Source organism: Micromonospora sp. MH99 (genome assembly GCF_021442385.1).
GTDB lineage: Bacteria > Actinomycetota > Actinomycetes > Mycobacteriales > Micromonosporaceae > Micromonospora.
In genome coordinates, this window is record NZ_MUZA01000002.1 from 103,242 (window position 1) to 118,053 (window position 14,812).

Genomic DNA, 14,812 nt, shown 5'->3' on the forward strand with positions numbered 1-14,812 from the left:
CGGGAGCGTAAGTCACACGTGTGACGACTGCAATACGGGATTGTAACCCGTCTATGCGTAAATGCCTTCTAAATAGGTCAAAGGGGCCGGCTGACCCCCATCGCCATGGCGGATCATCCGATGAATTCGCGGGCCTGGCGCTTCCACCGAGGAAGCACGGTCCGGGACGGCTCGGGCCGGGGCGAACGGCACCCCGGCCCGAGCCGACGCGTCATCTGAGGGAGAAGTCCGCCAGCCGCAGCGCGGAGTCGAACACCAGGTACACGTCGTGAGTGCCGGCGGTCCGGGCCACCTCGGCGCTGACGCTCACGTACCGGTAGTCGTCGCCGGTGCTGGGCACGGTGGCCGTGCCGAGCAGCCGGCCGGTGGGCGAACCCAGCCGGACCTGAATCGTGCCGGCACCCACCGCCGCCCTGGCGACCCTCGCCGTGAAGGTGTGGGCGCCGGGGCGCAGCGCGGAACCGGCGAAGGCGATCCACTGACCGGCGGCGGTGGCGCCGACGGCCGTACCCCGCGCCTTCGTCTCGTCGACGAGCCGGACCCCCGCGTACCTGTCGAAGTTCTCGGCCCGAGTGGTCCGGGAGAGGTCCCGGGCCGGGATCGTCGCACCGCGCACCGCGACCGCCGTCCGTGCCCGGATGTCGTCCGCGTTCGTGCCGACCAGCAGGTCGTACGTGGACGACTCGACCACCCACCGGCTGCGGGTGACGTCCCAGTTCGCCAGGTCGGCGACGGGCAGCCGGAGCGTCACGGCCCGGGTCTGCCCGGGTGCGAGCTGCACCCGCTGGAACGCCTTGAGCGCCCGGATCGGGGTCTTCACCCGGGAGGTGCGCTGGTGGGTGTAGAGCTGGACGACCTCGGACCCGGCTCGGCTGCCGGTGTTGGTCACGTCGACGCTTACCGAGATCGTGCCGTCGGCCGCGACCGAGCGGGCGTCGGTGCGGGGCTGGCCGTACCGGAAGCGGGTGTACGACAGCCCGTGGCCGAACGGATAGAGCGGCTTCGCGGTGCTGTAGAGGTAGGTCTGCCCGGACGAGATGATGTCGTACTCCAGCAGGTCCGGCGGTAGTTGCCGGTCCGAGCGGTACCAGGTCTGGGTGAGCTTGCCGGACGGGTTGCGGTCGCCGAACAGGACGTCGGCGACGGCGTGCCCGGTCTCGGCGCCCGCGTGGGTGGTCCAGACGATCGCCGGAACGTGCTCCTGCTCCCAGCCGATGGTGACCGGGTAGCTGGTCTGGAGCACCAGCACGGTGTGCGGGTTGGCCTTGGTCACCGCCTTGACCAGCGCTTCCTGGCCGGCGCTCAACGCCGTCGAGGTGCGGTCGTGCGCCTCGCGTCCGTTGATGAACGGGTTACTGCCGACGACCAGGACGGCGGTGTCGGCCGCCTTGGCCGCCGCGACGGCGCGGTCGACTCCGCTGCTGATCACCTCGCGGGCGAAGTGGGTCGCGTCCGCCGCGGTGGACGCGCCGAGCGTGAGGGCGCCGCCGTCGCCGACCGTGACGTACGTGTTGGCGCCGAACCAGCTCTCGGTCGTCTCGTAGCCGGTGTAGCGCAGCGCGACGGTACCGTCGGCCTGCGGCTCCAGCATGAACTGCTGCTGGACGTACCAGCCGTTCGGCTGTTCGTCGCGGGTGATGAAGGGCCCCCAGTTGTAGCCGAGGTAGCGGCCGTTGGCAGCGTTGCGCAGCGTCACCACACCCTGGCCCCAGTCCACCGCGTCGAACTGGGCGGCGAGCGAGGCGGTGGCACCGGTCGCGGCGACCGGGTCGGCGTCGGTGGTGCCGGTGGCCGTGACGTACCGGCCGGTCGCCGGGTCCTTCAGGGCGATCCGGTCCGCGCCGTCGAGCCCGCTGACGCTGGCAGAGCCGCCCAGCCGCTCGCGGATGCCGTCCAGCGCGGTCACCTCGTACGGCAGGTCGGCGCCGTACCAGTCGGAGTAGAGGGTGTCGGCCAACGGGCCGAGCACGGCCACCTTGCGGGTCCGGGACGGGTTGAGCGGAAGGGCCTGTCGGGAGTTCTTCAGCAGCACCATCGCCGCACCGGCGGCCTGCCGCGCCAGCCGCTGGTGCTCGGGGCTGTTGATGACGTCCGGGGTGATGCCGCCGTAGCGGCCGCCTCCCGGGTCGAACTCACCGAGGCGGAACCGGACGTTCAGGGTCTCGGAGATCCGGGCGTCGATGTCCGCCTCGGTGAGCAGGCCGGAGGCGAGGGCCTGCTTGATGGCGGTGACCGTCGGCTGGGCGTTCGTGTCGTCGGTGATGAAGCTGTTGACGCCGGCCTTGATGATCGCGGCGTTCGCCTCAGGCTGGGTGGCGTAGTAGCCCTGCGAAGCGACCAGGTTGTTCGGCGCCCAGGCGTCGGTGACATTCATCAGCGGCTGGTCGGTCCAGCCGCGCACCACAGTCGCCAGGTCCGGGTCAACCGTGGCGGGACGACCGTTGACCAGGTTGTACGAGGCCATCACCCCGGTCGCCGCGTCGGCGGCGATGGCCGGCCGGAAGGCCGCGCGGTCGTACTCGTTGAGGACCCGTGGGGGCACGTTCGACGAGGTGACGTCGCGCCGGACCTCGTTGTTGTAGGCCAGGTAGTGCTTGAGGGTCGGTGCGCTCTTGAGGTGGTCCGGGTCCCCGCCGGTCATCCCCGAGCCGTACGCGGTGGAGATCTTCGCCGTGAGCAGCGGATCCTCGGAGTAGCCCTCCTCGTTCCGCCCCCACCGAGGGTCACGGAGCAGGTTGACCACCGGCGCCCAGAGGTTGAGGCCCCAGACCCGGGGGTTCTGCGCGTGGTAGCCGCGCGCCTCGTCGCCCACGGCCGAGCCGACCCGCTGGATCAGGTCGGTGTCCCAGGTGCTCGCCATGCCCACCGGCTGCGGGAAGGACGTGCCGCGAGCCTTCACGACCGCGCCGTTGTTGTCGATGTCGGTGGACCAGGCGACCCCGTGCAGCGCCTCGGTGCCGGTCTTGAACAGGCCGATGCCCAGCCGGGGAACCGCCGGCTGGTACTGGTGCAGCCACGAGACCTTCTCGTCCAGGGTGAGCCGGCCGAGCAGGTCGTCGACCCGGGCCTGCACGGGCAGGTGGGGATCTCGGAACGGGTAGGTGGGTTCGGCGTGCGCCGTGCCGGGAACGGCCGGTAGGACGAGCAGTGCGAGCGCGAGCGCGGTGATCCCGCGCCGAAGGCGCCTGTTCCGCATGCGGTTTCTCCTCATGTCGTACGAGCGACGCCACGAAGGACGCCGAGACCGGCGTGGCCAGGCTCGACACCCGGTTGACGGGCCTGAACGACGAATCGTCGAAGCGCTTCGACGATCCGGCCGCAGGGACCACGGCCATGATCTGGTGATTTTCGGCAACTATAGATGCGAGCCGATGGGATGCACCAGTGGTCGGCGGGCGGCGCCCGGCCGGGCAGGGCCCCACCCGTTCGTCGACCAGGCGGCTCCGTTGATCAAGCGGGTAAACTCGTTATCGCTGCGTGCTGCGCTGTCGGCACGGCATCGACGCGCGCGGCCGGACAGCTACGACCGGTCGCTCGGTCACGAGCCCGCAGTCGACAGCAGAAATCCGCTCCGCGCCGCTCGAGGGGGACGTCACCAGGTGAGCACGCACTCGATGTTGCTGTTCGTGCTCGCCGCCGTCGCGGTCATCGTCGCCGTGCGATGGGTCGCGGCCCGCACCGGCCTGCCGGCGGCCGCGCTGCTGCCGCTCATCGGCATCGCGTACGCGCTGCTCCCCGGCCCCAACATCGAGCTGGATCCCGACCTCGTGCTCATGGTCGTGCTGCCGCCGTTGCTCTACAGCGCCGCGCTGGACTCCTCGCTGCTGGACATCCGCCGCAACCTGCGCATCGTGGTCAGCCTGTCCGTGCTGCTGGTGCTCCTCACCGGAGTGCTCGTCGGCATCGGGTTCCACCTGTTCGTCGCCGGCGCGACACTCGCTGCCGGGATCGCGGTCGGCGCCGCCGTCGCGCCGCCCGACCCGGTGGCCGCCCTCGCGGTGGGCCGCCGGGTCAACCTGCCGCCGAAGATGGTCACGATCATCCAGGGCGAGGGGCTGCTGAACGACGCCACAGCCCTGACGATGCTCAGCGTCGCGGTGGCCGCAGCCGTGGGCGGCGAGTTCTCGTTCCCGGGAGCCGTGGCGAAGTTCCTGCTGGCGGCGGTCGGCGGAATCGCAGTTGGCGCCGCAGTCGCCTGGCTGGTCCGGCTGGCCCGACCGCTCACCACCGACCCGTTGATGTCCAACGCCATCTCGCTCGCGACACCGTTCGTGGCCTACCTGCTGGGCGAGGAGCTGCACGTCTCCGGGGTGCTCGCCGTGGTGATCGCCGGGCTGATCGTCGGCCACCAGACGCCCCAGCTCGGCTCCGGGGCCGCCCGGTTGCAGACCAGCGCCGTGTGGCGGCTTGTCGACTTCCTCCTCGAAGGCTTCGTCTTCCTGCTGATCGGCCAGCAGCTCCCCGAGGTCGTGAAGGGCCTGCGCCAGTACGAGACGTCGACAATCGTCATCGCCGTCGCGGTGTCGGTAGGCGTGGTGCTGCTGCTGCGCCCCGCCTGGCTGGTGCTGACCCAGTCCCTCCCCCGGTCGCTGCACACCCGGCTGGGCGGCGTCTCCGAGCAGGACGACAGCGACGAGCCCGGCAGCGCCCGCCAGATCGCCCGCGCCGACCGCAACGCCCAACGGCTGTCCCCACGCGAGGTGACCGCGCTGAGCTGGTCGGGCACCCGTGGTGTCATCAGCCTGGCCGCGATCTTCACCCTGCCGTTGACCACCCGCAGCGGCGCCCCCTTCCCCGACCGCGACCTGCTGCTGTTCTGCACCTTCGTGGTCGTCCTGGTCACACTCGTCGGGCAGGGCCTGACGTTCGCGCCGCTCGTGCGCAGGCTCGGGCTACGCGCCAATGAGACCGACCAGGCCCGCGTCCGCAACGAGGCCCGCTCGGCGGCGGTCGAGGCCGCTCTGGCCCGCCTGGACGAGGTCGCCGCCGAGGACCCGGACAGCGGGGTGGCCGTCAACACCACCCGCACCCAGTTGCTGGCCCGCCTGGCGCGCTACCGCGGACGGCTCGACCTGCTCGAACAGAGCGAGTCGTCCGAGATACCGACCTCACCGCAGTACGAGACGGCGCTCCAGGTCCGCCGGACGGCGATCGACGCCCAGCGGGAGGAACTCGTGCGCTGGCGGGACAGCGGTCGGCTGCCCGACGAGGAACTGCGCGTCCTGGAACGCGAACTCGATCACGAGGAGCTGCTGCTGCCCAAGCGGACGTCCAGCTGACCGGCCGACCCTGCGGTCAGTCGTGCTGGCCCCGGCCTATCGCCAGGCGCACCAGCGCCGCGCCCTTCTCGGGGTCCAGGCCGCTGGCGATGAGCAGGTCGTGGGCGATGGTCCGGAACTCGCCCACGGCGATCATCCCGGAGTAGCCCAGTCGGTGACTGTGCAGGCGGGTGGGGTCGCGGACGGACCCGCCCTGCGCGCGTCCGACCAGCTCGACCGCCTCCAGGATCCGCTCGCGCGGCTCCCGTGGCTCCTCCCGGGCGATGATCGCTGCACGCAGCTCCTGCGCGCTGTCGGCCAGCAGGTCGATGGCGGCGGAGAGCTCCTCCGGCAGCGGCTCGTCGTCCTTGAGCGCCGTCGTGAGCCGCCTCGCCAGAGACCGGCAACTGTGCAGGCTGCGTTCCAGATGTCGGATCGACTCCGCGTGGAGGGCGAACGAGTCGCGTTCGTTCCAGCGCAGCGGCGCGAGTCGCACCACCTCCTGGGCGGCCTGCAGCCCGTCCCGTAACGCGATGATCTGCGGGCCGATGTTCCGCAGCTCGCGCAGGGCCTGCTCCGCCTGCCCGAGATCACGCACGCGCAGCGCCGCCGCCAGGTGGTGCATGGCGACCACCGCGGGGCCGACCACGGGCTCGGCCAGTCGGTGCAGTGTCCGCCGCGGATGGATGGGCACCAGCAGCAGACTGACCGCCAACCCGATCAGCCCTCCGACCGTGGCGTCCACGAACCGGGGGATGGACAGGTCACGGACTGGTGGTTCGAGGGTGGCGATGAGCACCGCCGTACCGCCGGCCTGGGTGAGCAGCGAACCGCCACCCTTGAGCAGGATGGCCACGATGATCGCCAACAGGACGACCCCACCGGTCTGCCACGGGCCGATACCGAACAGCGGCATGAGCGTGTCACCCACGGCGAGCCCGAGCACCACCCCGACCAGCAACTCGATGGTGCGTCGCAGGCGGGAACCCATCGAGGCGGCCGCGATGCCGACCGCAGTGGTGGGCGCGAAGACCGGCGACGGATTGCCGAGGAACCGGTACACGACGAACCACGCGAGCGCCGCGGCGACGGCGGCCTGCACGGCGAGCAGCCCGTAGAGCCGGAAACGCCAGGCGCGTACGCGCCACGCCTCGCGCGCCCGCTCCCGCAGTGCGGCGAACGCCCGGGCGGCGCGAGACGGCCCGTGCGGTGGTGGGCCCGGTTCGGCTGCCGAATCCTCACTCGCGGGCATGCGCGCCGCATACCCACCGGACGCGGACCTATCCGTGCCGCCGACGCCCGCGCGGGCGCTGTTGACCGCCGCCCCGCCGGTGCTGGTGACACCGACCGGCGGGGCGACGATCACGGTACGCGGACTACCTCTTGGCGATCTTGATGGTCGCCGTACGGTAGTTGTTGCGTCTGTCGTTCTTCGTCGGGTCGTAGTTCTTCTCGATGTTGCCGGCGCTGTCCACCGAGAACCAGCGGAACGTCGTCGTCTCGGTCACGTGGAACACCTGCCCCGGCTCCCGGAACTCGGTCGCCGCATAGCGCGGCGACTGGAGCGTGGGTCGGCTGCCGTCGGTCGTGTAGTAGATGGTGGCCGGCTCGCTCGTCTCGAAGCGCACGTCGACCGGCCCGCGGTACGTCCCGGCGCCGGGAACGAGCTTGGACGTCGGGTTCTTCCGATCCCGGCCCCAGTCCGCCGCGACCCGGAACATCTCCATGATCCCGTTTGCGTACTCCATCGTCTCGGCGTGGCCGCTGACCAGCTCGGGGTTTCCCACCCACTCCGGCTGGAACGAGCCGCCCTGCCAGTCGCCGGTGGCCGGGTTGTAGACGGAGCCACCGACCTCCCAGCCGAACGCGTAGATCCCGTAGGTGTAGTACAGGTCCTCGCGCACGTTGCCCGCGGAGGAGTAGAGGACGTCGGACGAGCCGCCGACGTTCTCCGGCGTGACGACCGTCTCCCGGTGCGCCTTGACCTGCGACAGGATCCGGGACGCCGACTGCCAGTAGAACGCCTCGTCGCCCAGCGGCGGACGCGGCGTGGTGATCCGCCCGTCCGCGATGTACGCACCGGGCTGCCAGAACAGCTGCCCGCCGTTGGAGTGCACGGACATCATGAACTTGATGTTCGAAAACTTCTCGACCAGCCAGATGATGTTCTTCGACTCGGGCTCGGACAGCTCCTCCGGCCCCTGGTAGGTGCCGCTGACGCAGTTGGTCGACCCTCCCGCGTAGCCGTCGTGGCCCGACCCGACCCGGTAGTTCCGGTTCAGGTCGACGCCCCAGGAGTTCCGCTGCCCCGGGTCGGCGGTCGCGTCCGGGCAGTGGTTCGTCATGTTCTTCCGCTGGGAGGCGAAGTTGTAGAAGCTGTAGTTCGCCCCGTCGGGGTTGTTGGAGAGGATGAAGAAGACGTCGGTGTTCTCGACGATCTTCTTCGTCTCCCGGTCGGACCGGTAGTTGTGCACCAGGCGCTCGGCCGACTCCAGGCTGGTCGTCGCCGGCACCCACTCGCGGGCGTGGTCCTGCGCCTGGATGAGAACGCCGGGCTTGCTGCCGTCACGGTGCTTGCCGATCCGCAGGACGGGGATGGTGACCGGGCCCCGCGGCACCTCACCGTCCGGTGCGCCGACGCGCTTCTGGTCGAGGAAGTCGGTCAACGCGACCGGGCCGCCCGTCGGGGCGACGATGCCGGTGCCCGCGTTGGTGCGGTACGGGTGCGCCCGGTCGATGAGGCCCTGGGACCGGGTCGTCAGCGCGTCCGCCACCTGGGTGGCCGTACTCGCCGGCGCACCGGAGGCGTCAGTGCCGAGCAGGACGCGGACCGCCTTGCCCGCGACCTCCACGGTGAGCGGGAGATCCGCCCCCGGCCGGTCCACGAACTCGACAGTGACGTCGTTGCCACCCTCGTGGCCCCACGCCGCCGAGCTGACCACGACTGCCGACTGACCCGTACCGCCGATCGTGGCCTGCGCCTTGCGCTGGTAGCCGTTGGTCTGGTTCGGGAGGTAGACGATCTCGGCGATGTCCGGGTACTGGCGGGCGATCTCCGTCGCGCGGCTGTAGAGCTGCTGCGGGTGCCGGTAGCCGTCCACGAAGTCGGACTTGTAGGACGGGTTCGCCGTCAGCGGTGGCGGAGCGTCCTCAAGCCAGTCGGAGACCGTGCCGGTGGCGACGCCGCCGGTTGAGCTCGTGACCCGGATCTGGTTCGGGCGCGCGTCGAGCTTGAACAGGTTGCGGTGGAACATGTACTGCCCCGAGTCGACGAAGCGGCTCATCGTCCGGGCGAAGCCGAACGGCGTGGCCCGGCCCGAGTCGTTCTCGAGCTGCATCTCGACGACCGGTTCGGCCTGCTGCCCCTCGGTGGTGCGCGCCTCGACGTAGAGGAAGCCCTGGCCCTTGGTGGTGAACCAGTCGGCACGGGCGATCCGCACCGTCGCCTCGTGGCTGGCCGGTTGCGCCACCCGCGCGGCAGCGCCCGCGATGCCGCCATCGGCCTCGTCACTCCAGCCGAACCCGACGCCGGCGCCGAGGACCTCGACGCCCATCGCCGTCAGTTCGGTGATCTGCTCGGTGGTGACGACCGCCTCGCCCTCGATGCCGGTCGGCACGCGCCGGAGGCCGTGTTCGAGGTCGAAGCCGGCAGCGACGACCTTGTCCAGCATGTCGGCGCCGGCCAGCCTGACGTGTACGCGGCGTACCTGGTCCACGGCCCCAAGCTGGGATGGCGCGGAGCCGGCCGTGGCGGTCGGGCCCGCGGGATCCGCGCCCGCCGGCCCGGTCGACACGAGGACGCCCGCCATCAGGGCGGGCAGCACCACAAACGCGATGCGCCGTTGTCTGCGTCGCATATCCCCTCCTTCGTGTTCCCACTGATCCACATAGGACGGACGGATGACGCTCGCGCATCCTGGGTCTGAGCACGGGTGATGGCTGGCGTGGCGAGAAGGTCCGGGGGCTCTGCGCGAGTCCGGTGAGCGTATGCGGATCTTCATCGGCATCGGCCGGGATCAACGTAATTTGAGCATTACTTGAGGCATCGCCGGTGGCTGCGGTCGCCCGCCTTCACCCAGCCCCGGTGACCACCCGTGGTTGATCCGCCGCCGGCCGGGTAGCTGAACACCATGCGACTACCGACCCTGGTCAAGACCGCAGCGGCGGTCACCGTTACGGCCGCCGCCGGGACAGCGGTGAACGACACCTCCAACGGCTGGTACCGGCGGCTGCGCAAGCCGAGCTGGCAGCCACCGCCGGTGGCGTTCCCGTTGGCGTGGACGCCGCTGTACGCGTTGATCGCGGTGGCCGGCGCCCGCGTACTGGACCGCACCGACGGTGCCGATCGCGCCGCCTTCACCCGCGCCTACGCGCTCAACCTGGCTCTCAACTTCGGCTGGAGCGCGTTGTTCTTCAAGGCCCGCAGGCCCACCGTCGCGCTGGCCGAGATCGCCGCGCTCAACGCCTCGAACTTCGCGCTCGTCCGCCGCGCCTCCCGGGTCGACCCGGTCGCGGGTGCCGCGCTGGCCCCGTACGCCGCGTGGACGCTCTTCGCCACCGCGCTCAACGGCGCCATCGTCCACCTCAACAGCAACAGGTGACAGCTCAGTTTGTGTGACCTGGGCGGCTCGCAACCAATCTCCACGGTGTACGACGATGTCCCGTGAAGGCGAGGTTGTGAGCGTGACCTATCACGCGTACCCGAACAGAACCGACCTGTCGGCGGTGGTGGACGCGGCCCGCCGCGGTGACCACGCCGCGACGGACGAGTTGGTCTCGCACTACCTGCCACTTGTGTACAACATCGTGGGCCGGGCGCTGAATCGGTCCGCGGACGTCGACGACGTCGTGCAGAACACGATGTTGAGCGTCGTACGAGGGCTGGCGGGCGTACGCGATCCGCGGCTCTTCCGGTCCTGGCTGGTCGCCGTCACCATGAACGAGGTCCGCGCCTACCGGCAGCACCGGCACACCACACCGACGCCGCCGGAGGACATCGACAACATGGTCGCCCCGGGTTCGGACTTCGAGGATCTGACCCTGACCCAGCTGCGCCTGTCCGATCAGCGCCGGGAGGTGGTCCTGGCCACGCGCTGGCTGGACGACGACCACCGCCACCTGCTCTCCCTGTGGTGGCTGGTCGAGGCCGGTCACCTGTCCCGCGCCGACCTGGTCGACGCGTTGCAGATCGACCCGCACCACGTGACCGTCCGCGTGGCCCGGATGAAGGCGCAGTTGGACACCGCTCGGCTGGTGGTGCGGGCCCTCATCGCCCGGCCCGGCTGCGCCGGCCTCCTCGACACGGCCGCCGACTGGGACGGTCAACCGGCGCCGGTGTGGCGCAAGCGGCTGGCGCGGCACATCCGCACCTGCGCGCACTGCCCGAACACCACCTCCGACCTGGTGCCGGCCGAACGGCTGCTGGCCGGGCTCGCGCTCACGCCGATCCCGTCCCGCCTCGCCTCGGACGTCACACACCGGGTGAACCTCGCCTCCGCGACGCCTGGCGCTGCCTCGGCAGGGGCGCACGCGAAGGCCGGGTTGTGGCACCAGGCCCGCGTCACGGCACTGTCCCTACCCAAGACGCTGGTCGGCGCCGTCGCGGCTGTCGCACTGGTGGGAGGGGGTGGGCTCGTCCTGGCCAACTACACCGGCGGCCCGAGGCAACAGCCGGCGAGCGCCACCGGCGCCGAGCCCTCGACCGCGATCACCGAATTCGCCGCCGAGGCCGGCGAACCCGCGATCGTGTCACAGTCACCGGCAGCGCCCGAGCCCTCCCCGACCGCCGCGCGCCCGAGCCCCACCCCCACCAGGTCGGCGACGCCCACCAAACGACCGAAGCCGACCACCGCACCGACCAGGTCGGCCAAGGCGTCAACCGGCTCCTCGGCCGGCTCCTCGGCCGGGGTGTCCGCCGCCGAACAACGCCTGCTGGTGCTGCTCAACGAGCGGCGCCGCGCGCTCGGGCTGCCCGAGGTCGCGATGCGCACGAACGAGCAACGCGCCGCGGAGGCCTGCGTGAAGCAGAACCTGGACGCGGGCACGATGACGCACTGCGGCCACGAGGTCCTGTTCGCGTCCTCGGGCACCGCCACGCCCGAGCAGATGATCGAGGTCTGGTTCAACAGTCCCGCGCACAAGGACGCGCTGACCTACGCCAGCTCCCGCTTCGCCGGCCCGGCCATCGTCTCCAACGGCACCCGCCAGATCGCCGCCATCAACATCGACTACTGAGGCTCGCCGGCCCGGGCGGGACCCCGCCGGGGACGGGTGGCGAGAATCAGGCGGACCCTGGCATTTTCGCCTCTCGTCCTCGGCGGCGGGCCTTTCCTACGCTCCTTCCGACAGGCTTTCCGCCAACGGGAACGGGCTGGATCGTGCTTCGTTATGTCATGCCTGTGGTGATCGGGCTGGTCTACGTCGGGCTCAACTCCCTCGTGCCGGAGCCGCACCGGCGGCGCCTGAACGCGCTCGTCGTCACCGGCGCCGGGGCCGCCTACATCAGCGGTGGCGGGTTCGGGCTGTGGGAGCTGGCCTTCTGCGCGCTGCTGCTGGTGGTGGGATACGCCGGGCTCACCTCGTACACCTTCATCGGCGTCGGATGGCTCCTGCACACGGTCTGGGACGTGCTGCACCACAGGCGCGGCACCCCGATCATCGCGTCGCTGCACGACTCGTCGTTCGGCTGCGCGCTCTGCGACCCGGTGATCGCGCTCTGGTGCTGCACCGGCGGCCTGTCGGTCCGAGACCTGTACGACCGGGTCGCGCGGCGCCCGGCCGGCACGCGCCCACCGGTCACCGCACAGCCCTGACTGGTTGAATTTCGCCATGCACACGGTGGCCGTGCTCGCCCTCGACAGCGTCGTCCCGTTCGACCTGTCCACCCCGATGGAGGTCTTCCAGCGCACCCGCCTGCCCGACGGCAGCGCCGGCTACCGCGTCCTCGTCTGCGCCGCCACACCGACGGTCACCGCGGGCGCGTTCAGCATCGCGGTGCCGTGGGGCCTGGACGTCCTGGCCGACGCCGACACCGTGATCGTGCCGGGTGTCTCCGACCCCGGCGCGGCGACGCCTCCCGCGGTCCTCGACTCGCTGCGCGCGGCCGCCGCGAACGGCGCCCGGATCGCCTCGATCTGCGGCGGCGCGTTCACCCTCGCCGCCACCGGCCTGCTCGACGGACACCGTGCCACGACGCACTGGGTCGCCACCGACCAGCTCGCCGCTCAGCATCCGCGGGTGCGGGTCGACCCCAACGTGCTCTACGTGGACAGCGGCCAGTTCCTGACCTCCGCCGGCGCCGCCGCAGGGCTCGACCTGTGCCTGCATCTGGTCCGCCGCGACCACGGCGCAGCCGTCGCCGCCGAGGTGGCGAGGTTGTCCGTCATGCCGCTGGAACGCGCGGGCGGACAGGCGCAGTTCATCACGCACGAACCACCGGCCCCCGAGGGGGCGACCCTGGAACCGCTGCTGGCCTGGATGCGCGACAACTCCCGGCGTGAGCTGACCCTCGCCGACATCGCCCGCCATGCCGGGATGAGTACCCGGACGTTGAACCGGCGGTTCCGCGACCAGACCGGGACCACGCCTCTGCGATGGCTGCACCGGGTCCGCGTCCACCGGGCGCAGCACCTCCTGGAGACCACCGCCCAACCCGTCGACCGGGTGGCGACGCAGGTCGGGTTCGGCTCCACCACCGCCTTTCGGGACCGCTTCAAGCGAATCACCGGCACCAGCCCGCAGGCGTACCGGCGTAGCTTTCGCGGTGGCTGACGGCGGCGCGCGGGATGGTCGAGGGTGCGCGAGAGACGAAAAAGACCCCGGCCTGGCAGAGATCTGCCACGTCGGGGTCTAGCTCGTTGGTGCGCCGCCAGGGACTCGAACCCCGAACCCGCGGATTAAGAGTCCGCTGCTCTGCCAGTTGAGCTAGCGGCGCTCGATCGGCAACGGAGAGAACATTAGCACCCCGCCAACCCGGGCTCCAATCCGGTTACCCGGCTCCCCCCTTCGGTCGAGCTTATTGGGCATATGGCCACAAACCGGCCGTCAGCCCCGGGACGGGGGCGTGGGTCGCGGCACTGATACGGCACGATGTCCGCCAGGTACGCGAGAACAGAGGTGGGGATGGCACGGTTCACGCGAGCCGGGGCGGTGGTGGGCGCTCTGACCCTGGCGGCGTCGCTGGCACTGACCGGGTGCGGCGACGAGCAGAAGAAGCCGGAATTCGTCGGCGGTACGTCGACAGACGCAAGTGCCGTACCCGAATCGGCCGCTCCGTCGACATCGGGCGCGTCGAGCGCGCCCAGCGGGCCGTCGCTGACGCTGAGCCCGGCCAACGGCACGAAGAACAAGCCCGTGAGCACGGAGATCAGCGCCAAGCTCCCGGACGGCGGCAAGGTGGCCTCGGTCACCCTGACCGCGGCCGGCGGGGGCTCGGTGGAGGGCAAGCTGCGCACCGACGGCTCCGCCTGGGTGCCGTCGGCTCCCCTGAAGTACGGCACCAACTACACCGCGACGGTGACGGCCACCGGGTCCGACGGCACGACGAGCCAGGGCACCAGCACCTTCACCACGATGGCCAAGCCGAAGTCGACAATCGGGTCGGGCCTCTACCTCTTCGACGACAAGAGCTACGGGGTCGCCATGCCGGTGGTCACCGAGTTCCACCCGGGCATCCCGAAGAAGGACCGGGCCGCCGTCCAGAAGCGGATGTTCGTCAAGACCGATCCGCCGCAGCCGGGCGCCTGGCACTGGGTCGACAACGGCACCCAGGCCTACTACCGCGCACCGGAGTACTGGCAGCCGGGCACCACCATCACCGTGCGGATCGCGCTGGCCGGCGTGCCGCTGAGCAACGGCAAGTACGGTGACATCGACCGCAAGGCCACCGCCAAGATCGGCCGGTCGTTCGTGATGAAGGTCGACAACGCCACGAAGAAGATGTCGGTGTACGAGAACGGTGCGCTGTCCCGGACCATCCCGGTGAGCCTGGGCAAGAAGAGCACCCCGTCGTCGAGCGGCACGATGGTCGTGATGGAGAAGAAGGAGTCCACGGTCTTCGACACCCGCGACGATCCGGACCCGGCCAACCGCTACGTCACCGAGATCGACTTCGCTCAGCGGCTCACCTGGGGTGGCGAGTACATCCACGCCGCGCCCTGGTCGGAGCATGTGCAGGGGCGGTCCAACGTCTCGCACGGCTGCGTGAACGTGTCGATGGCGAACGCCAGGTGGCTGTTCGACAAGACGCGGATCGGTGATCCGATCACGATCAAGGGCACCGAGCGCAAGGTCGTCGCCGGCAACGGCTGGACGGCGTGGAGCCTGAGCTGGTCGGAGTTCGTGAAGGGCAGCGCTCTGCCGGTGCCCAAGGGTGGCTCCGGCCCGATGCTCTGAGGGTTCGACTCCTGCGCGCCGGCCCCTGCCGTTGGCACGGGCCGGCGCGTACCCTTGCACTGCCCGCGCCGCGACGACGGCGGCGGCGACCCCTCAGTCCCCCGCAAAGGCGAGCCCGAATCACGAAACGCCGGATAGTAACAAAAATCCGGCATCCTGAT

Annotated in this window: 9 protein-coding genes and 1 tRNA gene; 6 read left to right on the forward strand and 4 right to left on the reverse strand. The window is 70.7% G+C overall.

Annotation, left to right across the window (positions count from 1 at the left end; all coding sequences use genetic code 11):
* Window positions 1–211: 211 nt before the first annotated feature.
* The gene (locus B0E54_RS01820; RefSeq protein ID WP_234581392.1) at window positions 212–3,196 is read right to left on the reverse strand and encodes a glycoside hydrolase family 3 protein; all 2,985 of its coding nucleotides are present in this window, start codon (window positions 3,194–3,196) and stop codon (window positions 212–214) included.
* 403 nt (window positions 3,197–3,599) lie between these two features.
* Between B0E54_RS01820 and B0E54_RS01825 the strand changes: the two genes are divergently transcribed.
* Window positions 3,600–5,279, forward strand: coding sequence for a Na+/H+ antiporter (locus B0E54_RS01825; RefSeq protein WP_374109232.1), 1,680 nt, complete (start codon window positions 3,600–3,602; stop codon window positions 5,277–5,279).
* Window positions 5,280–5,295: 16 nt separating this feature from the next.
* On the opposite strand, the gene B0E54_RS01830 is transcribed toward B0E54_RS01825, so the two are convergent.
* Together B0E54_RS01830 and B0E54_RS01835 are read right to left on the reverse strand one after the other, a co-directional pair.
* Complete coding sequence (locus tag B0E54_RS01830) at window positions 5,296–6,510, reverse strand: aromatic acid exporter family protein (RefSeq protein WP_234581393.1); 1,215 nt, start codon at window positions 6,508–6,510, stop codon at window positions 5,296–5,298.
* A 124-nt stretch (window positions 6,511–6,634) separates the two neighbouring features.
* Window positions 6,635–9,115 (reverse strand): M14 family metallopeptidase, encoded by a 2,481-nt coding sequence (locus B0E54_RS01835; protein ID WP_234581394.1) that lies wholly within the window; start codon window positions 9,113–9,115, stop codon window positions 6,635–6,637.
* Window positions 9,116–9,388: 273 nt separating this feature from the next.
* Here B0E54_RS01835 and B0E54_RS01840 point away from each other — a divergent pair, with 273 nt between their 5' ends.
* From B0E54_RS01840 to B0E54_RS01855, 4 genes are all read left to right on the forward strand, one after another.
* On the forward strand, window positions 9,389–9,859 hold the full coding sequence (locus B0E54_RS01840; RefSeq protein WP_234581396.1) for a TspO/MBR family protein: 471 nt from the start codon (window positions 9,389–9,391) through the stop codon (window positions 9,857–9,859).
* A gap of 82 nt (window positions 9,860–9,941) precedes the next feature.
* A complete protein-coding gene (locus tag B0E54_RS01845) occupies window positions 9,942–11,492 on the forward strand; it encodes a sigma-70 family RNA polymerase sigma factor (protein WP_234581397.1) in 1,551 nt (516 codons plus the stop codon).
* 158 nt (window positions 11,493–11,650) lie between these two features.
* Entirely contained in the window at window positions 11,651–12,070 is a 420-nt protein-coding gene (locus B0E54_RS01850; protein ID WP_234581404.1) for a DUF6010 family protein, read from the forward strand.
* Window positions 12,071–12,086: 16 nt separating this feature from the next.
* On the forward strand, window positions 12,087–13,028 hold the full coding sequence (locus tag B0E54_RS01855) for a GlxA family transcriptional regulator (RefSeq protein ID WP_234581405.1): 942 nt from the start codon (window positions 12,087–12,089) through the stop codon (window positions 13,026–13,028).
* An 87-nt stretch (window positions 13,029–13,115) separates the two neighbouring features.
* On the opposite strand, the gene B0E54_RS01860 is transcribed toward B0E54_RS01855, so the two are convergent.
* A tRNA-Lys gene (locus B0E54_RS01860) sits at window positions 13,116–13,191 on the reverse strand.
* A 188-nt stretch (window positions 13,192–13,379) separates the two neighbouring features.
* On the opposite strand from B0E54_RS01860, the gene B0E54_RS01865 reads away from it, so the two are divergent.
* Window positions 13,380–14,651, forward strand: a complete 1,272-nt coding sequence (locus B0E54_RS01865) for an Ig-like domain-containing protein (protein WP_234581409.1) — start codon at window positions 13,380–13,382, stop codon at window positions 14,649–14,651.
* The last annotated feature ends 161 nt before the right edge of the window (window positions 14,652–14,812 follow it).